Source organism: Noviherbaspirillum denitrificans (assembly GCF_002211445.1).
GTDB lineage: Bacteria > Pseudomonadota > Gammaproteobacteria > Burkholderiales > Burkholderiaceae_D > Noviherbaspirillum > Noviherbaspirillum denitrificans.
Genome location: NZ_LSTO01000001.1, coordinates 3,640,297 through 3,660,552, shown reverse-complemented (window position 1 = coordinate 3,660,552; position 20,256 = coordinate 3,640,297). Strand labels below are relative to the sequence as shown.

The 20,256-nt window shown below is 60.2% G+C and carries 19 protein-coding genes and 1 pseudogene; 11 read left to right on the top strand and 9 right to left on the bottom strand.

Translation table 11 applies throughout. The features are described 5' to 3' along the window. The 7 genes and pseudogenes from AYR66_RS29655 to AYR66_RS17680 all read right to left on the bottom strand — a co-directional run. A partial coding sequence (locus AYR66_RS29655; RefSeq protein WP_206047210.1) for a disulfide bond formation protein B occupies positions 1-224 on the bottom strand: 224 nt, incomplete at its 3' end. A 222-nt stretch (positions 225-446) separates the two neighbouring features. Then, a complete protein-coding gene (locus tag AYR66_RS17705) occupies positions 447-1,784 on the bottom strand; it encodes a sigma-54-dependent transcriptional regulator (protein ID WP_088708604.1) in 1,338 nt (445 codons plus the stop codon). Continuing rightward, a complete protein-coding gene (locus tag AYR66_RS17700; protein WP_088708603.1) occupies positions 1,777-3,654 on the bottom strand; it encodes a sensor histidine kinase in 1,878 nt (625 codons plus the stop codon). The genes AYR66_RS17705 and AYR66_RS17700 overlap by 8 nt, the downstream gene beginning before the upstream one ends. Positions 3,655-3,738: 84 nt before the next feature. Then, positions 3,739-5,049, bottom strand: a complete 1,311-nt coding sequence (locus AYR66_RS17695) for a dicarboxylate/amino acid:cation symporter (RefSeq protein ID WP_088708602.1) — start codon at positions 5,047-5,049, stop codon at positions 3,739-3,741. Between the two features lie 258 nt (positions 5,050-5,307). Further along, complete coding sequence (locus AYR66_RS17690) at positions 5,308-6,849, bottom strand: DHA2 family efflux MFS transporter permease subunit (protein WP_088708601.1); 1,542 nt, start codon at positions 6,847-6,849, stop codon at positions 5,308-5,310. Positions 6,850-6,859: 10 nt separating this feature from the next. Then, positions 6,860-7,930 (bottom strand): HlyD family secretion protein, encoded by a 1,071-nt coding sequence (locus AYR66_RS17685; RefSeq protein ID WP_088708600.1) that lies wholly within the window; start codon positions 7,928-7,930, stop codon positions 6,860-6,862. Between the two features lie 32 nt (positions 7,931-7,962). Beyond that, positions 7,963-8,265: pseudogene (locus AYR66_RS17680) on the bottom strand (MarR family winged helix-turn-helix transcriptional regulator); the annotation flags it as partial. A 108-nt stretch (positions 8,266-8,373) separates the two neighbouring features. On the opposite strand from AYR66_RS17680, the gene AYR66_RS17675 reads away from it, so the two are divergent. Then, positions 8,374-8,835 (top strand): hypothetical protein, encoded by a 462-nt coding sequence (locus AYR66_RS17675; RefSeq protein WP_088708598.1) that lies wholly within the window; start codon positions 8,374-8,376, stop codon positions 8,833-8,835. Here AYR66_RS17675 and AYR66_RS17670 read toward each other — a convergent pair. Continuing rightward, positions 8,816-9,193 carry a hypothetical protein gene (locus AYR66_RS17670; RefSeq protein ID WP_088708597.1) on the bottom strand — a complete coding sequence of 126 codons (378 nt, stop codon included), beginning with the start codon at positions 9,191-9,193 and terminating at the stop codon, positions 8,816-8,818. The genes AYR66_RS17675 and AYR66_RS17670 overlap by 20 nt on opposite strands. Before the next feature lie 149 nt (positions 9,194-9,342). On the opposite strand from AYR66_RS17670, the gene AYR66_RS17665 reads away from it, so the two are divergent. Continuing rightward, positions 9,343-9,939 carry an HAD family hydrolase gene (locus AYR66_RS17665; RefSeq protein ID WP_088708596.1) on the top strand — a complete coding sequence of 199 codons (597 nt, stop codon included), beginning with the start codon at positions 9,343-9,345 and terminating at the stop codon, positions 9,937-9,939. Here AYR66_RS17665 and AYR66_RS17660 read toward each other — a convergent pair. Next, positions 9,914-10,981, bottom strand: a complete 1,068-nt coding sequence (locus AYR66_RS17660) for a DNA-binding protein (protein ID WP_088708595.1) — start codon at positions 10,979-10,981, stop codon at positions 9,914-9,916. The genes AYR66_RS17665 and AYR66_RS17660 overlap by 26 nt on opposite strands. Positions 10,982-11,113: 132 nt before the next feature. On the opposite strand from AYR66_RS17660, the gene AYR66_RS17655 reads away from it, so the two are divergent. The 9 genes from AYR66_RS17655 to AYR66_RS29650 all read left to right on the top strand — a co-directional run. Beyond that, on the top strand, positions 11,114-12,184 hold the full coding sequence (locus tag AYR66_RS17655; protein ID WP_234814930.1) for a site-specific integrase: 1,071 nt from the start codon (positions 11,114-11,116) through the stop codon (positions 12,182-12,184). Positions 12,185-12,516: 332 nt separating this feature from the next. Further along, positions 12,517-13,542, top strand: a complete 1,026-nt coding sequence (locus tag AYR66_RS17650; protein ID WP_088708594.1) for an IS110 family RNA-guided transposase — start codon at positions 12,517-12,519, stop codon at positions 13,540-13,542. A gap of 374 nt (positions 13,543-13,916) precedes the next feature. After that, the gene (locus tag AYR66_RS17645) at positions 13,917-14,450 is read left to right on the top strand and encodes a hypothetical protein (protein ID WP_088708593.1); all 534 of its coding nucleotides are present in this window, start codon (positions 13,917-13,919) and stop codon (positions 14,448-14,450) included. Between the two features lie 157 nt (positions 14,451-14,607). Further along, entirely contained in the window at positions 14,608-15,060 is a 453-nt protein-coding gene (locus tag AYR66_RS17640; RefSeq protein ID WP_088708592.1) for a type IV pilin protein, read from the top strand. After that, positions 15,060-15,650 (top strand): GspH/FimT family pseudopilin, encoded by a 591-nt coding sequence (locus tag AYR66_RS17635; RefSeq protein ID WP_170942192.1) that lies wholly within the window; start codon positions 15,060-15,062, stop codon positions 15,648-15,650. The genes AYR66_RS17640 and AYR66_RS17635 overlap by 1 nt, the downstream gene beginning before the upstream one ends. Before the next feature lie 11 nt (positions 15,651-15,661). Beyond that, positions 15,662-16,030, top strand: a complete 369-nt coding sequence (locus tag AYR66_RS17630; RefSeq protein WP_088708590.1) for a type IV pilus modification PilV family protein — start codon at positions 15,662-15,664, stop codon at positions 16,028-16,030. Between the two features lie 17 nt (positions 16,031-16,047). Next, positions 16,048-17,175 carry a PilW family protein gene (locus AYR66_RS17625; protein ID WP_088708589.1) on the top strand — a complete coding sequence of 376 codons (1,128 nt, stop codon included), beginning with the start codon at positions 16,048-16,050 and terminating at the stop codon, positions 17,173-17,175. Further along, positions 17,172-17,819 carry a pilus assembly PilX family protein gene (locus tag AYR66_RS17620; RefSeq protein ID WP_141104097.1) on the top strand — a complete coding sequence of 216 codons (648 nt, stop codon included), beginning with the start codon at positions 17,172-17,174 and terminating at the stop codon, positions 17,817-17,819. Before AYR66_RS17625 ends, AYR66_RS17620 begins: the two co-directional genes overlap by 4 nt. A 76-nt stretch (positions 17,820-17,895) precedes the next feature. Beyond that, positions 17,896-20,256, top strand: a 2,361-nt coding sequence (locus AYR66_RS29650; protein WP_474647534.1) for a pilus assembly protein, incomplete at its 3' end; no start/stop codon positions are given.

Genomic DNA, 20,256 nt, shown 5'->3' with positions numbered 1-20,256 from the left:
CCCCCGCCGATAGCGAGCGGCAGCCCGTAACGGACGACTCTTGGATCATACGGAAACAACCCGGCAGCGAGGACGAAGACCAGCGGGAACATGAAAATCCGCTGGTACCAGCACAGCGTGCAGGGTGCATAGCCCATGACTTCGCCGAGGAAGAGGGCGCCGAGGGTGGAGATTGCGGCGATCAGCCAGGCGGTGAAGACGAGGGACCAGGGGGAGGGTTTCATTGGGTATGGATGGATTCACGGGGTAAAACCAAGGCGGGAATGTAGCAAGAATTGTGCCGTTGGTTTCTGGGCGGCAATTCTACGGTTTTTGAGGGATTGGAGGGAGTTTTCAGGGAATTGGCTCCCAAAAGCGGGAATCAGCTTCAGGGCCAAGTAACTTCGCCGAGGCGCTACTTCTCCCTTTCAGGTGGAAGGGACCCTACGGCGCGTATATGAGACGCCTCACCCCTGTTCCCCCAGCCGATACTTCCTGATCTTGTCATGCAAGGTCGTCTTCGCCACACATAGCGCCTCCGCCGCCCGCGCCAGGCTCCCTCCATTGCGCGCCAGCGCATCCGCAATCAACGACCGCTCAAACGCAGCAACCGACTCCGCCAGCGCCTGCGGTCCAGCCGGCGCCTGGGTGCCAAACGGCGGAAACCCCGCCTCGATCCCCAGCACGCAGCGATCCGCCACGTTACGCAGTTCCCGCACATTGCCCGGCCAGTCATACGCCAGCAAGGGCCCCGTCCTGGAAGAATCGGCCGCCGGCACCGGACGCTCATGGCGCGCTGCCGCCTGCAGCAGGAAGTGTTCGAACAGCAGCGGAATGTCTTCCCGTCGCTCGCGCAACGGCGGCAGCGGCAGGGTGGCGACATTAAGTCGGTAGTAGAAGTCGGCACGAAACTGCCCCTGGTCCGACAGCACCTTGAGGTCAGCCTTGGTCGCGGCAATCACCCGGCAGTTCACCGGGATCGGCGTGTTGGAACCCAGCCGCTCCAGCGTGCGTTCCTGCAGCACGCGCAAGAGCTTGATCTGCATCGCCATCGGCATCGATTCGATTTCATCGAGGAAGAGGGTGCCGCCGCTCGCATGTTCGATCTTGCCGATGCGCCGCTTGCCGGCGCCGGTATAGGCGCCCGCCTCATGGCCGAAGATTTCGCTTTCAAACAAGGTTTCCGGCAGGCCGCCGCAGTTGATGGCGACGAAATTGCCGTTGCGGCGCGGGCTGGCATCGTGCAGGCAGCGCGCCACCAGCTCCTTGCCGGTCCCGGTCTCGCCCTCGATCAGGATGTCGGCGGCGCTGTTGCCGAGGTCCGTCACAAGCTGGCGCACGCGCATCATCGCTTGCGACTGGCCGATGAGCCGGCCTTCCAGCTGGTCGCGGCTTTCCAACCTGGCGCGCAGCTGCCGCACTTCCAGCGTCAGGCGGCGCTTGTCCAGCGCGCGGCGGGCGATCTCGACCAGGTAGTCCGGCGAAAACGGCTTCTCGACAAAGTCGTGCGCACCATCCTTCATTGCCTGCACCGCCAGGGAGACGTCGCCGTGGCCGGTGATCAGCACTACCGGCAGTTCCGGATCGATGCGCCGCACTTCCTTGAGCAAGGCCATACCATCCATGCCGGGCAGGCGTATATCGCTTACCACCACGCCGGGGAATCCGGGCGCGAGCAGCCGCAGCGCCTGTTCCGCGCTCTCGACGGCGGTCACGGGAATGTCCTCGAGTTGCAGCGCCTGTTCGCAGCCGAGGCGGACATTCGGGTCGTCCTCGACCACCAGCACGTGCAGGGCGTCAGTCATGTTGCTTGTCCTCCGGGGCTACGGGGATGTCCAGGGTGAAGACGGCGCCGCCGTCCGGGTGGTTGTCCCCGGACAGCGTGCCGCCGAAATCGGCAACGATGCCGGCGGAAATGGCCAGGCCCAGACCGAGCCCGCTGCCGGCTTCCTTGGTTGTGAAAAAGGGTTCGAACAGGCGCGACAGCACTTCCGTCGGAATGCCCGGCCCACGGTCGCGCACCTGGATCTGCACGCGGTCGCCTGCGCGGCGGGCGGATATTTCCAGTCCGGGTTCCGGCTGGCCTTCCATCGCATCGAGCGCGTTGCCTGCGAGGTTGACCAATACCTGTTCCAGCCGGTTGGGATCGCACCAGGCGTTCAGATCCTTTTCCGGCAAGTCGATACACGCCACGACCCGGGCCTGCTTGAGGCGCTGCTCCAGCAGGAACAGCGCATTTTCGACCGCGCGGCGCACCGGCACAGGGCGCGGCGTTCCGGTCGACTTGCGCGCGAAGGATTTCAGCTGCGCCGTCAGCTCGCCCATGCGGTCGACCAGGTCGTCGATGCGTTCCAGGTTGCTGCTGGCAGTTTCCTGGTTGCCGCGCGCGAGGAACTTGCGGGCGTTGCCGGACAGGGTGCGCAGCGCAGCCAGCGGCTGGTTCAGCTCATGCGCGACGCCGGCGGCCAGCTGGCCGATGACCGCGAGCTTGCCGGCCTGGACCAGTTCTTCCTGCGCGGCGCGCAACGTGCGTTCAGCCTGGATTCGCTCGGCCACTTCCTGCTGTAATTGCTCGTTGGCGGAGGACAGGTCGGCCGTGCGCTCGGCGACCTTGCGCTCCAGTTCGTCATTCGCCTTTTGCAATGCTTCCTGGGCGGCGAGGCGGTCCTTCAGGTGGCGGCGCCGCTCGTTCAACATTACCGCGAGGATGAACAGGAAGGCCGCCCCGGCGCCGGCAATCCCGGCACGGTCCGCGGCGTTGCGCCGCACCTGTTCCTGCGGCGAGAACACGGTGATGTTCCAGGGCGTGCCGGGCAGCGGCTGGGTCTGGGCCACGAATTCGCCCGCGACCGGGAATACCGACACCATCTTCGGTTCCGTGCGCGGCAAGCGCACCAGCCGCGCGCCATGCTCGAGGTCGGCCAGCTCCACCACGCCGAGCGGGTTCAGCGCTTGCCGGTTGTACTGCAGGGAATTGTCGAAGGCACGGCGGCTGGCATCGTCCAGCGGTTTGAGCGTCGTGAATTTCCAGCCTGGCACCGAAGCCAGGATGACCACGCCATTTTCGTCGGACACCAGCGCCGGCGCTTCCACGGTCGACCAGGATTTTTCCAGCTGCTTCAGCCCAACCTTGACGACGGCCACGCCGAGCGTCTCCTGATGGTCCGCGAGCGCGGATGACAAGTAATACCCCGGTTCGCCACGCGTAGTGCCGATACCGAAGAAGCGCCCGCTCCCCTTGTCCATCGCCTCGCGGAAATACGGGCGGAAAGACAAGTCTTCGCCGATGAAGCTGTCGGCTCGGCGCCAGTTGCTGGACGCCATCACCTTGCCTTTGCGGTCGAGGATGTAGATGGACAGGCTGCCGGCGCGCTCATTGAGCTGTTCGAGGTAGTTGTTGACCTGTTCCACCTGCGCCAGGCCCGGATTGGGCGTGGCAAGCAGTTGCAGCACGTCGCGCTCCAGGCCGAGGGTGGTCGGAAAGTACGCGTACTTGTCGATTTCCCGTTCGAGGCTGGTGGCGTAGAGATTCAGCCGGTGGCTGCCGGTGGCCTGGAGATCGGCCAGGCCGAGCATCAGGCTGTAGCGGAAGGTCAGCAGCGCCGCGCCCGCGGTGAGCGCCGCAAAGATCAGAAGCAGGGCGGGGAGGTGGAGCAGGCGTGGTCGGAAAAGCATGAAAATGCGGCGCGTTCGGATTTCCGGATTATGCGCCTTTTCCGGCGGGGACCAAGCCCCCGGCCGGAAAAGACAGCAGCGGAATCAGGCCGCTTGCGCGACGCGCAGCCCTTCCTGTACCTGTGGAGGCAGCGCTTCGTCGGCTTCGGCCAACGCCTCGTCAACCGGGTCGATCGCGTTTTCCCACTTGGCGACGACAGCGGTTGCAATCGCATTGCCCAGCACATTGGTGATCGTGCGGCCCATGTCGAGGAAGTGATCCACGCCCATCACGAGCAGCAGGCCGGCTTCCGGCAGGCCGAACATCGGCAGCACGGCGGCCACCACCACCAGCGAAGCGCGCGGCACGCCGGCGATGCCCTTGGAGGACACCATCAGCACCAGCAGCATGGTGATCTGCTGGCCCAGGGTCAGCGGAATGTTATAGGCCTGGGAGATGAACAGGGCGGCGAACGCCGTGTACATCATCGAGCCGTCGAGGTTGAACGAGTAGCCCAGCGGCAGCACGAAACCGGTCACGCGGTCCTTGATGCCGAACTTTTCGAGCTGTTCCATCAGCTTCGGATAAGCGGATTCGGAGCTGGCGGTCGAGAAACCGAGCAGCATCGGGCCGCGGATCAGCTTGAGCAGGCGGAACACGTCCTTGCCCAGCACCACGTAGCCGGCGGCGATCAGCACGACCCACAGGGTGGCCAGCGCGGCAAAGAACGCGGCCATGTACTTGCCGTACACGATCAGGATGCCAAGGCCCTGGGTGGTGATGACCGACGCCACGGCAGCGAACACGCCGACCGGTGCAAAACGCATCACATAATCAGTCACTTGCAGCATCACCTGGACGATGTCTTCGGTGGTCTTGAGCAGGCTCTTCGAGGTTTCATTCTTCAGCTTGCCGAGTGCGAGGCCGAAGAACAGCGAGAAGATGAGGATCTGCAGGATTTCGTTATGCGCCAGCGAATCGAAGATGCTCTTCGGGAAGACGTGGGTGATGAAATCCTTCAGGTTCAGCGCGCCCGTCTTTAGGTTGGTCGCGGCGCCGACTTCCGGCAGCGGCACGGCCAGGTTATCACCCGGACGCAGCACGTTGGCCATGATCAGGCCGATGGTCAGCGAGCACAGCGAGGCGGTAATGAACCAGCCCAGCGCCTTGCCGCCGATGCGGCCGACCGCACGAGAATCACCCATGCCGGCCAGGCCGGCAATGAGCGTTGCCATGACCAGCGGCGCAATGATCATCTTGATCATGCGCAGGAAGATATCGGTGAGGATGGACAGGTAGCTGGAGATTTCCTTGGCCACCTCGGCCGTCGGCGCGAAGGTGTGACCGAGATAGCCGACAGCGATACCGGCCACCATGGCAATGGCGATCCAGGTCGTGAGCTTGGTACTTTTCATGGATGGAATCCTTTGTCTCTTCTTGAGCAGGTCTGAAAGGCGAAAACAACAACGATGTTTGCCGGGCCGCCCTGTGGGCAGCGCGATGCCTGGCGGGAAGATTCATTTGCAGGCTTCGTGCCAAGTGGCCATCAGGCCGCAGATGTTTGATTACAAAGGAAAAAGTCACCACACCCTTGCAGGCGCGATGACGGATATCCGAACAACCGTGGGCGAAGGCGTTCGGATATCCGAACAGAAGGGATAAAGACGGCCGCTTTATTCGGCAGCCGCATGCACGGCCGGCGCCGATTGCCGCTCCGGCTTGCGCAGCAGCAGGATCAGCGGCAGGGCGGACAGCGTGATGAACATCATGAGGCGGAAGTCCTGCAAATAAGCCAGCGTCGCCGCCTGGCGCGTGACCTCGCCGTTCATCGCCATCAATCCTTGCGGCGTGGCGAGATTGTAGGCGCCGGCCTGCGTTGCCTGGCTGAGCGCCATGTTGAAGGGATTGATATAACTGGCGAACGCCGCATGGTTGATCTGCGTGCGCTGCGACAGGTAGGTGATGACAATCGAAATGCCGATACTGCTGCCGATATTGCGCATCAGGCTGAACAGCGCCGTTCCTTCGTTGCGGTAACGCAGCGGCAATGAAGAAAACGTGATGGTCGACAGCGGCGTAAAGATGAATCCAAGGCCGATTCCCTGCACGACGCCGGTTTGCACGATGTCCCAGGCGCTGATGTCGGTATTGAAAGCCGTCATCTGCCATAGTGCGAAGCCGGTCAGGCACAGGCCGACAAAGATCAGGTAGCGGCCATCCACCTTGCCGGACAGTCGGCCCACGATCACCATCGCGACCATCGTCCCGACACCGCGCGGCGCCAGCACGTAGCCGACGTCGATGATCGGAAAACCCATCAGGCTTTGCAGGAAGGGCGGCAACAGCGCCATCGTGGCGAGCAGGATGATGCCCATGATGAAAATGAACACGATGCCGACGCTGAAGTTGCGGTCCCTGAACATGCCGGGCTCGATGAAAGGGTGGTCGTGCGTGAATATATGCGCGACGAACAGGTAAAGCGCAAACCCGGCCAGCATCGCCTCGACCACCACTTCCGGGCTGGCGAACCAGTCAAGCGATTCGCCGCGGTCGAGCATCATCTGCAAGGCGCCGATGCCGATGCTTAACAACGCAAATCCGAACAGGTCGAAGCGGCGCGAGCGGTCGATCGGCGTTTCATGCACGAAGGCGGCAAGTCCGAACCACGCAAGCAGGCCGAACGGCAGGTTGATGTAGAACACCCAGCGCCAGTTGTAGTACTCAGTCAGCAGGCCGCCCAGCGACGGGCCGAGGATCGGGCCGACCATTACGCCCACGCCCCACATTGCCATTGCCGAGCCATGCTTTTCGCGCGGATAGGTGTCGAGCATCACCGCTTGCGACAGAGGCACCAGGCTGGCGCCGAACACGCCTTGCAGCAGGCGGAACATCACGATCTGCGTCAGGCTTTGCGCCGCGCCGCACAGCATCGAGGCAATCGTGAAACCGGCTACCGACACCATGAAGACACGCTTGCGTCCGAATCGGGACGTCAGGAATCCGGTCAGCGGCATGAAAATCGCCGCCGCGACAATGTACGACGTCAGCACCCAGGAAATCTGGTCCTGCGTCGCGCCCATCGCGCCTTGCATGTGCGGCAGCGCGACGTTGGCGATCGTGGTGTCGAGCGCCTGGATGATGGTGGCCAGCATTACCGAAATGGTAATGAAGCCGCGATGGACGGTTTGCGGCCGTGCGGCCTGTGCAGCAGTCATGGTCTGTGAATCAGAGGTGCAAGCCGAGCAGGGTGCGGCGCTGGCCGGTATCGACGGCGACGCTGGTGCTCAAGCCCGCGCGCAACGGAGGCTGGCCGGGTGCGGCGTCGATCTTGATGCGCACCGGCACGCGCTGCGCGATCTTCACCCAGTTGCCGGTCGCGTTCTGCGCCGGAATCACCGAAAACTCCGATCCGGTAGCCGGACTCAGGCTGTCGACGACACCATGCCATTTATTACCGGGATAGGCGTCGACATGGACGGTAACCGGTTGTCCTGGGCGGATATTGGTCAGGTCGGTCTCGGTGAAATTGGCTTCGACCCAGAGGTTACCGTTGACGACCAGCGCCATTGACGTCGAGCCGGCACCGACATACTGGCCGGGCTTGGGCGGCTTGCTGACAATGCCGGGCATCGAGGCGCGCACCTCGATGCGGGCGAGGTCGAAGCGCGCCTGCTGCAGCTCCGCCATTGCGGCGCGGTAGGCAGGGTGCTGCTCGAGAGGCGCATCGACATTGCCGCCCAGGGATTCGGCGATACGCCGTGCATCCTGTTCCAGCGCGACGATTTGCTGCTGCGCAAGATCGACGTTCTGCTTTGCATCATCGAACTTCGCCTTCGAAATGAAGTTGAGCTCGACGAGATCGGCCTGGCGTTTCTGTTCTTTCAGCGCAAATGTGCTTTTGGTCCGGGCAAGGGCAATTTCCGCCTGTTTTTCGCGGTAGCCGGCCCTGGTGGCCGAAAGGTCGGTGCGTACCTGCGCGAGCTTTGCCTCGGCCTTGGCTACCGCCGTTTCGAAGGTCGACGGATCAAGGCGGTAAAGCGGCTGTCCGGCGCCAACCTGCTGGTTTTCTTCCACCAGCACAATCTTCACCGTACCCGAGACTTCAGGGCTGACCGGTACCTTGTCGGCCTTGATATAGGCATTCTCGGTCTCGACGTAACGGCCGCCGCCAAGGTAAATCACGCCAGCCCCCAGGAGCACGATCGCGGGAATCAGCAGTAGCAGGATGAGGCGCAAGGAACGGCGCCGGCGTGTCCGGACACTTGTGGCGTCCTGGCTTGTCGTTGTATCACTCATGATTTGTCTCTGGAAGAGGTATGTTTTCCGCATCAACGGCGGGTAAGCCGGTCGCGCATGGAGCGCAGCGCTTCAAAGAGAACGGCAACTTGCTGCTCGCTGAGGCCGGTCAGGACCTCGTCACGAATCTCCAGACCGGCCTTGGTAATGGCTTCGAGCTGCGGTGCAGCCGCCGGCGTCAGGAAGATCAGGTAAGCGCGACGATCGGCAGGATCCGCACGACGTTCGACCAGGCCGGCCTCAACCAGCTGGTCGATCAGCCGCGCCGTGGTGATCGGCTGCACCTCGAGCAGCTCGGCGAGGTCGACTTGTCTCATGCCTTCGTTCCGGGCGACGTAGACGAGGGTCGGCCGGGATTACGGTTTTTTTCGCAGAAACATACCTAACCCATTGATCTGAAGAAGAAATGCGGAAGCTAGAGCGTCCGTTTAGTTGCGAAGACGATGCGCATTTATCAGGTCCATGGCGTCCTTTCGTATCGTCTCGTAGACGCCATTGGAGGACTGTCGAATTTTCTCGACGACCCGGCGATGCTCATCGCTGCTAACTTTGAATTCGATCACCCCGAAACGGCTCGCTATGGCTTCGACCGAGGACTTTCCCCAAACATCCTCAGCCATACCGTCTGGATGCAGGACAACACTGTGGAAAAAGCCACTTTCACTACGCCGAGTATTTTCAAAGAGCGGCGAAAATCGGACCGCCAAGAGAGCTGCCGGCTGCAGTCCGGTCAGTTCACGCATCGCTTCAGCAAACGCGGCGCAATGGCCGTAGGAGTACTGAGCTGCTTTATGCGCTGGAATACAGGGCTGCGTCCTCACGGGGATCGCAGCAAGAAAGTGTGGATTAGCCCGAATCTCCTCGATTGCGCGCGCAATCTCTGCTTCATTGGGTTGGCATCGTAGAGGCAGCGATGAGAGCTTTGCTTCGTCGTAGTACCGAGTGTACACACCCCCCATTCCCTAATCCGCGCGTGCGGATCAATTTGAACAGTATCTTCTCGCTGAACTCGCGAATGGACCTGGTCCCGCAAACATCGAAAATCTGATCGTGGTTATCCGCCACATACACCCTTAACGGCCTGAGTTGGTCGAGCGGAATGTCCTCCCTGTGTTCGGTCGAGGTCGACCACCAGTCCACGTGCAGCAGCCACCCGGTCAGCCGCGCCAGCCCAACGGCGAAGTTAACACAATCGTCGGCCTCCCATCCTTCGATAAGCTGCGGCGCAAATGCCGCGCGCTGCTTGATCTTCGCTTGCCCCATTTCTAAATCCTCACAAAAGCAGCCGCAAATATGATGTCAGCCCTGCCATCTGCAATTACCGGCCGGCGCTGAATAACTCCCGGTGCGCACAAAAACAGCCTCATGCGCGACTTGATGGATAGGCGCATCGACGTTAGCATGATTCCGTTATGAAACCAATCATTGCTCTCGATGCCGACGGCGTCTTGCTCGACTACCATCAGGCGTATGCCAAAGCCTGGGCCAAGGCCTTCGGCGCACTGCCGGCGGTGCGCGATCCACTCGCCTATTGGCCGATCGACCGATGGGACGTGCGGCGGCTTGCCGGCGCCGAACTGGCACTGTTCCGCGCATGCTTCGATCATCAGTATTGGTCGACCATTCCGGCGATGCCCGGCGCGCAGGACGCGTGTTGCGCCTTGGCGGCAGCCGGCTACGAGCTGGTGTGCGTGAGCGCGATCGAGGCGCAGTTTGAAGCGGCGCGGCTGGACAACTTGCGGCGATGCGGCTTTCCGATCGAGCGCGTGATTGCCACGGCGAACGCCGGAGGCGACGTCAGTCCCAAGGCCGCCGCGTTACGCGAGCTGCGGCCGGTCGTCTTTGTCGACGATTTTCTGCCGTACCTGCGCGGTATTCCGGTGAACATCCACGCGGCGTTGGTCTTGCGCGAGCCAAACGGATCTCCAAACGCGGGCGACGATCTGGCATGGGCGCATTCCCAGCATGCCGATCTGGCGAGCTTTACGACGTGGTGGCTGAACCGCTAAGCGTTGCGGTTTTCGTTTCCGCGGACTGCGCGCGATGCTCAAGCGTGGCACGCTCCTGCAGCCAGGCGAGCTTTTCTTCGTTCAACTGATCAGCCCGTGTTTCGGCCCGCCGGGCCTGATCGGCCAGCATGACTGCTTCACGCTCCTTGGCGGCCAGCGCACTGCGGACGTCCGACAACTGCTGTTGCGCGGCTGCGAGCTGCGCCGCCAGGCTGTCTTTTGCGGCAGTTGCATCTTCCAGCCGGTCGGCCAGGCGCTCCCGCGCCGAGCGCTCGGCCGCCAACGCTTCCTGCGATTCCCGCAAAGCCTGCTTTTGATTGGACAGATCGGCGGCGAGATGCGCAAGCTTCACCTCCTGCTGACCGAGCGTCGCCTGTTGAGAAGCGATGTGCCGGTTGGCGTCCGCCACCTCCTGGTCGAGGCGCGCGATGCGCTGCTCGTACGCTTGCCGCTCCTCGGCGCGCTGGGTGGCGGTGGCTTCCTGGTAATGCTCGAACTGGGCGCGCGTCTGCGTGAGCTGGTGATCAAGCGTCGCCACTTCGGCGGCGCGATCGGCCAGGCGCTGCTGCAAGCCGGCGCTTTCTGCCTGCACGGTGGCCAGTGCGACGGTCTGTGCATGGTGCTTGGTGCTCAGTTGCGACAGTGTTTCCCTTGCGTGCGCCAATTCCTCGGTCAAAGCGGCATTGGCGGCCAGCGCTGCCTGGTGTCCGGTGCGCAGTTGATTTTCCCGTTCAGCGGCCTCGCCCATCGCGACGCCATGCGCCTGCCGCGCCTGTTCGATCTGTTGACTGGCCTCGGCCTGCATGTGCTGGTGCAAGCCCTTGACGGCTTGCAGGAGCGGCGCCGGCAAGCCGGATTCGGCTTCGGCGATGGCATCCTGCTGTTCGGCTTTCCAGCGCTTTAGGAAAGGGGCGATGGTGCTCTTGCTGCCTGTGTTACCCAGCGCCTCGCGCACGTTGTCGACGGTGGGATTTTTGCCGTCTTGAAGCAGCGTTGCCGCCGCTTGGGCGACATGGGAATAGAGAATGCCGGCGCGTGCCATGAAGACCTCGAAATAATGTTATGTATTACGTGACACGTAATTATATCTTATATAACGATAAAGTACAGGCTAAAAGTTTGAATTTAACAAGTGCGATAAGAAGTATTATCGTGTGTTATCTCGCGCATTAGCATGCTATGCTGCGTAACTGCCAGTACAGAAGCCAATTTTGTGCGACAAGCCATGCTTGAAAAAATGCCTGCTCCCGATCCCACGCCCGACGCCGTTCCGACCGGAAAAATTATTGCTCGTAACGCCGGTACACTTGTCGATCTTGACCTGACGGCGCAGCATCGCGCATTTCTCGCTGCTGCAACCTCGGACAACACGCGCCGCACCTACCGCTCGGCGGTGCGGCACTTCCTGGCATGGGGCGGCGCGCTGCCGGCCGACGAGGGCAGCATGATTCGTTACCTACTGGCGTACGCCTCGACATTAAATCCCCGCACACTGGCGCTTCGGCTGACGGCACTGTCGCAGTGGCATATCCACCAAGGCTTTGTCGATCCAGCGTCGACGCCGACCGTGCGCAAGACGCTGGCCGGCATCGCCCGCACGCATGGCAAGCCGAAAAAGAAAGCCAAGGCATTGCCGCTGGAGGATCTGGAACGCATCGTCGCGCACCTGACCAGCCTCGACACCCTGAAAGCCAGGCGCGACAATGCGCTGCTGCAGATTGGCTATTTCGGCGGCTATCGGCGCAGCGAAATCGTGAACCTCGACGTCACGCATGTCGCCTGGGAACCGGATGGCATCGTTATCTCACTGCCGCGCTCGAAAACCGATCAGCAAGGCGAAGGGATCATCAAGGCGATTCCGTACGGCGAAGGGCTGTGTTGCCCGGCGATGGCATTGCGCGCCTGGCTCGATGCCGCCGGTATCGTGTCCGGACCGCTGTTCCGGCCAGTCAGCAAGTGGAACGAAGTCGGCACCGACGCGCTGCATGCTGGTAGCGTCAATACAATCCTGGAGGCGTGCGCGAAGCTGATCCAGTTGGACTATGTGCCGCAGCTTTCCAGCCATAGCCTGCGTCGTGGCATGGCTACGAGCGCGCATCGCGCCGGCGCCGATTTCCGCGATATCAAGCGGCAAGGCGGCTGGCGCCATGATGGCACCGTGCAGGGATATATCGACGAAGCTGGCCGGTTCGAGCAAAACGCTGCGCTGGCGCTGTTACGGCGTAAATCAGAGGGGCGGACATAAAGCTGGATCAAGAAACGATCATCATCCCGGTCGGCACTCTAAAGAATACTTGTAGCCTATACAACATAGGAGAAAAGCTTTTTATAACTTTTGCGCTTATGTTTCATTACTGGCTTTCTTCCGGCATGCCCCCTATATCTAGGAAAGCCGACCGATTTGAAGAGAATGCTGCGTTGACTCTGCTGCTGCAGAAAGGGAAAAGTGATGCGTCAAAACCTTAGCGAATGAAAGGGACTTCCCCGTCCCGAGGCCGCGGCGGAAGCCGCGATTCGGCATCAACGTGCCATGATGGTGTCTCGAACCTTCCATCAACGCCAACAAGAGGGGAATCCATGTCTATAGTGACTGTCGGAATTGATCTCGCCAAGAACGTCTTCGCCGTGCATGGCGTGGACAAAGCCGGCAAGCCCGTGCTTATCAAGCCGCGTGTCCTGCGCGACCAGCTCGTGACACTCATCGCCCAATTGCCGCCATGCCTGATCGGGATGGAAGCCTGTTCGGGCGCGCATCACTGGGCGCGTGTATTTCAGCAACATGGCCATACCGTCAAGCTCATGGCCCCGAAGCTCGTGGCGCCCTATCGGATGTCGGGCAAGCGCGGCAAGAACGATGCAGCTGATGCCGCCGCTATTTGCGAGGCGGTGACTCGTCCGAATATGCGCTTCGTGCCCCTGAAGGACGAACACCAGCAGGCCACACTTTGCCTGCATCGCACACGACAGGGATTCGTCGAAGAACGCACCGCGATCTACAACCGGCTACGTGGCCTGCTCGCCGAGTTCGGCGTAGTGCTGCCGCAAAGTCCGGAGCGGCTGCGCAGAGAAATTACAGCCCAGCTCGATACTTTGCCCGGATGGGCACGACGTTGCATCAGCGACCTGCTCGAGCACGCCGGCAGCATTGAGGATCGGCTCGCCGAATACGACCGTGCCATCGGCGAGATTGCGCGTGAGGACGAGCGCAGCCGGCGGCTTATGCAGCTACGCGGCATCGGGCCGACCACGGCCAGTGCCCTGGTCGCCAGCATCGGAGCTGGGCATGACTTCAGGAATGGCCGCCAGGTGGCCGCGTGGCTCGGACTGACGCCAGGCCAGTACAGCAGCGGCGGAAAGGATCGGCTGGGCAGCATCACGAAGGCTGGCGACGCTTATCTGCGTAGCCTGCTGGTGCTCGGGGCCCGTGCGGTCATTGCGAATCTCGGTGACCGGCAGGACCGGTTCAGCCGCTGGGTCAGAAGTCTCATCGAGCGCCGCGGGTTCTGGCGAGCAGCCGTCGCCATCGCTGCCAAGAACGCGAGGATGGCGTGGGCGACGCTGAAATACGGCGAGAACTTCAAACATGAACCGGCTACAGCGTGAAACTCACGCGGAGCCAACGGCTGACAAAGGCGGAGATGCCATGAGCGGCTAAACGATCACTTTGCACTGCCAGCGGTGATGTGAAGCGGGTTGGACCCGCGCGGGGCATGCCTGAAAATCGTACGGGGATTCCAATCCCGTTTAGCGAACGAGGCCCTCGCGCGCGTCTTTCATCAGGGTCCGGGCCAGCAGCCCAACATGACCGGTTGTAGTACAGCAGTCCTTCACCTTCTCACTTGCACCTGCACGGCAATGCAGTAATGTTTCAAAATGAAAAACCACGATTGAGCTTGCGTTCAACGGGGAAGCCCTTGTAGTACGATTTTTTCCGTTTCGTGAGCTGACCCCTAGCCTATGTCGAATGGGACCATCAGGTGACCGAGCGGTTGGCACGCGCCCATGGCGCGCCGACCCTGTTCTACCCGTTCCGTCTCTATCCGCTGCGCATAATCAAGCAGATCATCGCGATGTCCTTCAGCGTGAATGCGCCGGAATTCCGGCTACGCGTGCCGTACCTGGAGCAATTCGGGTTGAACAAGGAACTGCGGCATCTGCCACCCGATCTCCGCGTGCTTACCGGGTATACGATCAATGGCCACATCCGGTCGACAGGCGCGTCCGGCATTCTCGACGGTTCCGGCGTGGCGCCACAACTCTATACGGTATCCGAAATCGCCTTTCCGCCATTTTGCTTCGTCCTGACGCTCAATTGCCCCTGTCCGGACCGCCGAATGATCGTTATTTCGGCGTTTGCGACCTGCGGTTACTACGAGGTCCAATCGCTCGACTTGAGAATGCCCGTGCTGCCGATTCATAGCGCCTATCCGACCGACTATCGGACGCCGCAAGAAGTGGCGAAGGCTGGTGCCGCAGCCAAAACGATGCCATCCGGCGGCGCCAAGCCATGAATTAAGGCTAATCCGGAAGCGACTGCGCCAATTCGCGGTAGGCGCACTGTTGTTGCGCGGCTCCCACCGTTTATCCCCCGATTCATACCGCTTATCCAGCGCATCTCGCATCGCCATATAATTGGCCTATAGTAATGTTACCCACAGGGAATAAATTATGAAAAATCAATTTTCCGGCCTTCAAAGGCTGGCGAGTACAGGGTTCACCTTGATCGAGCTGATGGTCGCTGTTGCTATTGTGGCAATTTTGGCTGCGGTAGCGCTGCCTTCCTATAGTAATTACGTTATGCGCGGCCGGATACCCCAGGCGACCAACAATTTGGCGACCATGCGCGTGAAGCTGGAGCAGTATTTCCAGGACAACCGCACCTATATCGGTGCCTGCGCCGCTGGAACTGTCGCGCCGCTACCGACTTCGGATGACTTCACCTATACCTGCCCGACACTCACGGCGACGACCTATACGGTTCAGGCAGCCGGGACCGGAAAAATGAGCGGCTTCACCTATACGATCGACCAGGAAAATACAAAAACCACTACTGCCGTTCCAGCCGGATGGGGTACCGCCCCGATTGCCTGCTGGGTCACGAAAAAGGGCGGAGTATGTTAATGCAGAGGCGACGCGGCGTCACTCTGATCGAGTTGATGATTGGAATAGCCATTGTTTCGATCCTGCTCGTGATGGGTGTGCCCGCGTTTACCCTCTGGATTCAAAGCACGCAAAATCGCGCGGCAGCCGAATCCGTTTTGAATGGGCTGCAATTGGCGCGCGCCGAATCTGTCAGGCGCCATGCGGTTGTACGTTTCGACCTGACCGATGCCGCCGGCCTGGTTGCGTGGAATGTAGGCTGCGTCACCGTCACGACTGACTGTCCCGCGACAATTCAAAGCCGACCAGCGGCCGAAGGCAGTGTCAACGCCAGGGTGGGCATCAGTACCGCCACCATTCCGCTGCCTACGCCGGCAGGCCATTTTGGGACGGCCATCACAGCGGGCACGGGTTTAACCGCTGGCGTCAGCTTCAACGGCCTTGGCAGGGTGCCGAACGCCAATGTCGGCACCGATATCGCGCGCATAGATATCACCAACGCGGCGAACAGTGATGCGCGCAGATACGTAGTGATTGTAGGGACGGGCGGGCAAATCCGCATGTGCGACCCCGCCCTGGCCTTCGCAGACAACCCGCAAGGCTGCAGTTGAGGAGGATGCCCATGCGCCATGAACATTCACTGGATAAGCAGCGCGGCATTGTGCTGCTGGAGGGAATGATCGCCATTCTGATTTTTTCCTTCGGGATTCTGGGCATCGTCGGGTTGCAGGCCGCGTCCATCAGGCATACGACTGATGCCAAGTATCGGGTGGATGCCAGCTTTTTGGCAAACCAGTCGATCGGCATGATATGGGCGGATCGGACCAATCTGGCGAGCCATGTCGTGACAAATGAAGTCATCAGCAGCCTGCCGAATGGAAAACGCACCATCACAGTCGCAGGCACCCAGGTGACGGTCACCATCACGTGGCAAGTGCCCGGTGAAAGTGTCGTACGCAGCTATTCCACCATTGCCCAGATCAACGGCTAAGAACAAGGAAATGGTAAATGAGCCCATCTGACAAAGGATTTAGCCTGATTGAGATCATGGTGGGATTGGTGATCGGGATGATCTCCATGCTCGTCATCATGCAGGTATTCAGTATCTCCGAGGGGCAGAAGCGCACAACGACTGGCGGAGCGGATGCGCAGACCAATGGCTCGATTGCTTTGCACATGATTGAACGGGACGCGAAAATGGCAGGGTGGGGATTAGACAGCTCCATGTATGCCAATTGCAATACCACCCATACCTATTGCGATGGCAGCGCGAGTTGCGGCGGTGGTGTCGGGGCGCTGGCCGACTTTAACTTTGCTTCAGTGCAAGTCACGGACGGCGCCGCCAATCCCGACACCATTACCGCACAATTCTTTTCGAATCCGAATCTGGATACGTTCCGCTATCCGGCCACGACGACCCTGCGCAGTACCATGCCGCAGTCTTCGTCCGAATTGAATGTCAACAGCGTATCCGGATGCGAAGATGGTGGCTTGGTATTGGTGGCACAGGCGGGCAACTGCACCTTGATGCAAATCACGCAGATTCAGGAGTCGGCGCTCAAGATACAGCACAATCCCGGTGCCAGCGGCCCCTTCAATCCGCCGGCGAGCTACCAGAATGACAATAACTGGCCCGCGTATACGGCGGGGGCCACCCTGTCATGTTTCAGTCCGCCAACAAATAATGCCCTGTTCCAGAGAATTTATTCCATCGACACTACTACCCGGCAGTTGCGACGTTCGGATAATACGCCCGAGCCCCCCGCACCCATCATCACGAATGAGGTGGTCGCGCCCGAGATTGTCGATCTTCAAGCCCAATATGGCGTGGCACCGGCCGGCTCCCAGTCCGTTAATGAATGGGTCGATGCAACCGGCGCCACCTGGGCCAATCCGACGCTCGCCAACTTGAGGCGAATCAAGGCAATACGCATCGCACTCGTGGCGCGTAGTACGCAGTATGAAAAGCCGGAGCCCAGCCAGTCATGCGCTACAACAACATCGGGCATGGTCGCCAATTGGTCTTCATGGGCCACGTTCAACACGGCAAATTATCCGAGCGACTGGCAGTGCTACCGCTACAAGGTATTCGAAACCGTTGTTCCATTACGCAACGTTATTTGGGGCAATTTATGAACAGCGCCGTCAAGTTCCCGCAACAATACCGGAGCGCCCCAAGGATAGACGGATTACGGTGCCAGCGCGGCGTGATATTGATCATCACACTGATCGCCTTGGTCGCGATGACATTGGCCAGCATCGCCCTGGTTCGTTCGGTCGATACATCGACTGTGATCGCCGGTAACCTGGCGTTCAAACAAAGCGCCACGACCAGTGGCGATGCGGGGATTGAAGCGGCCATCGCTTGGATGAACGCCAACAGCGGCATCTTGGAACAGGATAGTCCGACCAACGGCTATTACGCCACCAGCCAGGACAATCTGGATCTCACCGGGAACAAGACGCCGGACGACACTTCGGACAATCTTGACTGGACCAGCGCAAGCGCCGTGAAGACATTGGTGAAGGATGCGGTCGGAAATGAAGTGGCTTTCGTTATCCATCGCATGTGCAACGATGTCGGGCCGCTCAATGGCGCGACATGCGCCACCGAGCAGAGTGCGCAGGCAGGTAGCAGCCAGGGCTCGGCACGGCAAATGCAGACCTATCAGCCAGGCTCCTGGGGTTCTGTCGCAAACCGGGGCTATTACCGCATTACGGCACGGATTGCCGGGCCGAGAAACAACACCAGTTACGTGCAAGCGATCATCTCGCGATAGCAATGGTGCGCGTGCGCCATGTCGCTGTTTTCATGCGTCCTGATAATGTCCGGGATGGCCTAAAAGGAGAATTGTGATGAAGCCGACCCCCATCTCGAACAAGCTGTTTGCTACCACGCTGATGTCTGTGGGGCTGCTCCTGGCGGCTGCTTCACTGCCGTCGGCTGCGGCTACCACCGACCTGGCGGATGTCCCTCTGGCCAATGCCACCACCACGACCATCCTGCCCAACATCATGCTGGACCTGGACAATTCCGGCAGCATGGCCTGGGACTACATGCCGGATTATGTTCGTTATGCGTCAACCTCAGACTTCAGTCAGTGGTGCCGTGGTACCAATTCCAGCAATACGCTGGTGGTCTGCGAACCCGGCGATCCGCCATATTTCGCCAGCGGCTTCAATGGCTTGTACTACAACCCGGCGGTCAGGTACGTCTGGCCGGTGAATCACGATGGTACTCCCAAGGCCGACCTGAACGGCAAGACGTCGTACGTCTCCCCATGGAGTGCCGTCGCCAGCGACGGTTACGGCATCCAGAAAATCGACAATTCCAGCGCCGAATCCCCCAGTACCAGTCCATGCCTGACGTTTGCCGTGGGCGGTTCTTGCCCGACTTATGCAAAAACCGCCACGATCAACCTAGTGACAAGCTATCCGGAGCGCGTCTGGTGCAAGAATTCGGGTGACACACCACCCAGCGCCAACTGCAAATCCGCCCTTGATGCCACCAATGCCTACCTGTACCCGAACGCCACCTACAAGTATCTGAAAATGCTGTATGGCGCTCCGTACTATTACAAGGTGAGCGTCGAATGGTGCAAGACGGCGGACAATTCCCCTTATCAGAATTACGGCAAAGCTGGAACTTGCCAGGCCAAAAAGACCAGTACCTATAACAAGGTCCGCTTTTACAACTGGTCGCGGGTGAATATCACGCCGGCGACAACCTTTCCGGCGAAGGCCGCAAGCCGCACCGACTGCGCCGGCGCGACCTGCACGTATGCCGAAGAAATGGCGAACTTCGCCAACTGGTATGCCTGGTATCGCACCCGTATGCAGATGACGAAAACCGCGATCGGTCTTGCATTCAAGGACGTTAGGGGAACGCCGAAAACTGGCGCGGATCTTGTCGCCGACCCTGCTGATCCAAACTTTCTCCACGCGCGCATCGGCCTCACGACAATCAACAGTCCGATTGTCCTAAACGTCAATAATTTCGATACGGCGCAAAAAAATTCGTTTTATTCGAATCTCTATTCGATCAATCCGCTTGGCGGCACACCCTTGCGTACCTCACTGGATGCAGTCGGAAAAATGTACAAGGGCACGAGTACGACCTATTCCGACCCCGTGCAGTATTCGTGCCAAAGAAATTTCGCGATACTGGCGACCGACGGATACTGGAATGACAGTTACTCCGGCGTCGGCGACGTCGACGGCGCTACAGGCGTGACACGACCATCGTTGGACGGCCTCAAGACTGCAAATACGCTTGCCGACGTGGCCTACTACTATTATCACAATGATCTGCGGACTGGCTCATGCGAGAAATGCACTGACAATGTGCCGCCGGCGGGGACGAACACAAAGACCGACGATACCGCGCAACATCAGCACATGACGACCTTCACCATTGGTTTGGGTCTGGATGGCACGCTGACCTATGATGAAGCTTACAAGACCAGCACTTCCGGTGACTATTTCGATATCAAGCAAGGCACCAAGAACTGGCCCAAACCCACCTCCAATACGCAAGAGACGATCGACGATCTTTGGCATGCTGCCGTGAATGGCAGAGGCACTTACTTCAGCACCCAGGATCCGAGCGCACTAGAGGACGGGTTAAAAAAGGCGCTCGGCAGCATAGAGAGCACGACCGGCAGCGGCGCCGCGGCGGCAACCAGTAACCTGCAGCCGACGACGGGGGATAACTATATCTATATCGCCACCTACCGCACGGTGAAGTGGGACGGGGAAATGAGCGCCTACGGGGTTGACCTGAACAATGGCGCCATTTCCGGGACAGCCGTATGGCAGGCCGATGCTTTGCTCAAGACGAAGATCGCTGGCACGGGAAATAGCGATAGTCGGGTAATTTATACTGCCGACGGCACAACCCGCACGCTCTTCAAGGAAGGCGGAGGCGGGTTGACGGCCGCACAACTGGCCTATTTCGACAATACCAAGCTGAGTCAATACACGAGTTGGAGCGCGACGCAGAAAACTACCGCCACGCCGGGGCTGCTGGTGAACTACCTGCGCGGTCAGGATCGTTACGAGGACCAAGATCGCGGTGGATCGTATGGCGCATATGAACGGTTGTATCGCGACAGGGAGAAAGTCCTAGGCGACATTATCCATGCGCAGCCGATCTACGTGAAAGCCCCGCCGCACAATTTTGCCGATGCGGGGTATGGCGGCTTCAAGAGCTCCAAC

Excerpts from the sequence above, each read along its gene's own strand:
- AYR66_RS17705 (WP_088708604.1), bottom strand. The coding sequence starts at position 1,784 with ATGACTGACGCCCTGCACGTGCTGGTGGTCGAGGACGACCCGAATGTC.
- AYR66_RS17700 (WP_088708603.1), bottom strand. The coding sequence starts at position 3,654 with ATGCTTTTCCGACCACGCCTGCTCCACCTCCCCGCCCTGCTTCTGATC.
- AYR66_RS17695 (WP_088708602.1), bottom strand. The coding sequence starts at position 5,049 with ATGAAAAGTACCAAGCTCACGACCTGGATCGCCATTGCCATGGTGGCC.
- AYR66_RS17690 (WP_088708601.1), bottom strand. The coding sequence starts at position 6,849 with ATGACTGCTGCACAGGCCGCACGGCCGCAAACCGTCCATCGCGGCTTC.
- AYR66_RS17685 (WP_088708600.1), bottom strand. The coding sequence starts at position 7,930 with ATGAGTGATACAACGACAAGCCAGGACGCCACAAGTGTCCGGACACGC.
- AYR66_RS17675 (WP_088708598.1), top strand. The coding sequence starts at position 8,374 with ATGCGCATTTATCAGGTCCATGGCGTCCTTTCGTATCGTCTCGTAGAC.
- AYR66_RS17670 (WP_088708597.1), bottom strand. The coding sequence starts at position 9,193 with ATGGGGCAAGCGAAGATCAAGCAGCGCGCGGCATTTGCGCCGCAGCTT.
- AYR66_RS17665 (WP_088708596.1), top strand. The coding sequence starts at position 9,343 with ATGAAACCAATCATTGCTCTCGATGCCGACGGCGTCTTGCTCGACTAC.
- AYR66_RS17660 (WP_088708595.1), bottom strand. The coding sequence starts at position 10,981 with ATGGCACGCGCCGGCATTCTCTATTCCCATGTCGCCCAAGCGGCGGCA.
- AYR66_RS17655 (WP_234814930.1), top strand. The coding sequence starts at position 11,114 with ATGCTATGCTGCGTAACTGCCAGTACAGAAGCCAATTTTGTGCGACAA.
- AYR66_RS17650 (WP_088708594.1), top strand. The coding sequence starts at position 12,517 with ATGTCTATAGTGACTGTCGGAATTGATCTCGCCAAGAACGTCTTCGCC.
- AYR66_RS17640 (WP_088708592.1), top strand. The coding sequence starts at position 14,608 with ATGAAAAATCAATTTTCCGGCCTTCAAAGGCTGGCGAGTACAGGGTTC.
- AYR66_RS17635 (WP_170942192.1), top strand. The coding sequence starts at position 15,060 with ATGCAGAGGCGACGCGGCGTCACTCTGATCGAGTTGATGATTGGAATA.
- AYR66_RS17630 (WP_088708590.1), top strand. The coding sequence starts at position 15,662 with ATGCGCCATGAACATTCACTGGATAAGCAGCGCGGCATTGTGCTGCTG.
- AYR66_RS17625 (WP_088708589.1), top strand. The coding sequence starts at position 16,048 with ATGAGCCCATCTGACAAAGGATTTAGCCTGATTGAGATCATGGTGGGA.
- AYR66_RS17620 (WP_141104097.1), top strand. The coding sequence starts at position 17,172 with ATGAACAGCGCCGTCAAGTTCCCGCAACAATACCGGAGCGCCCCAAGG.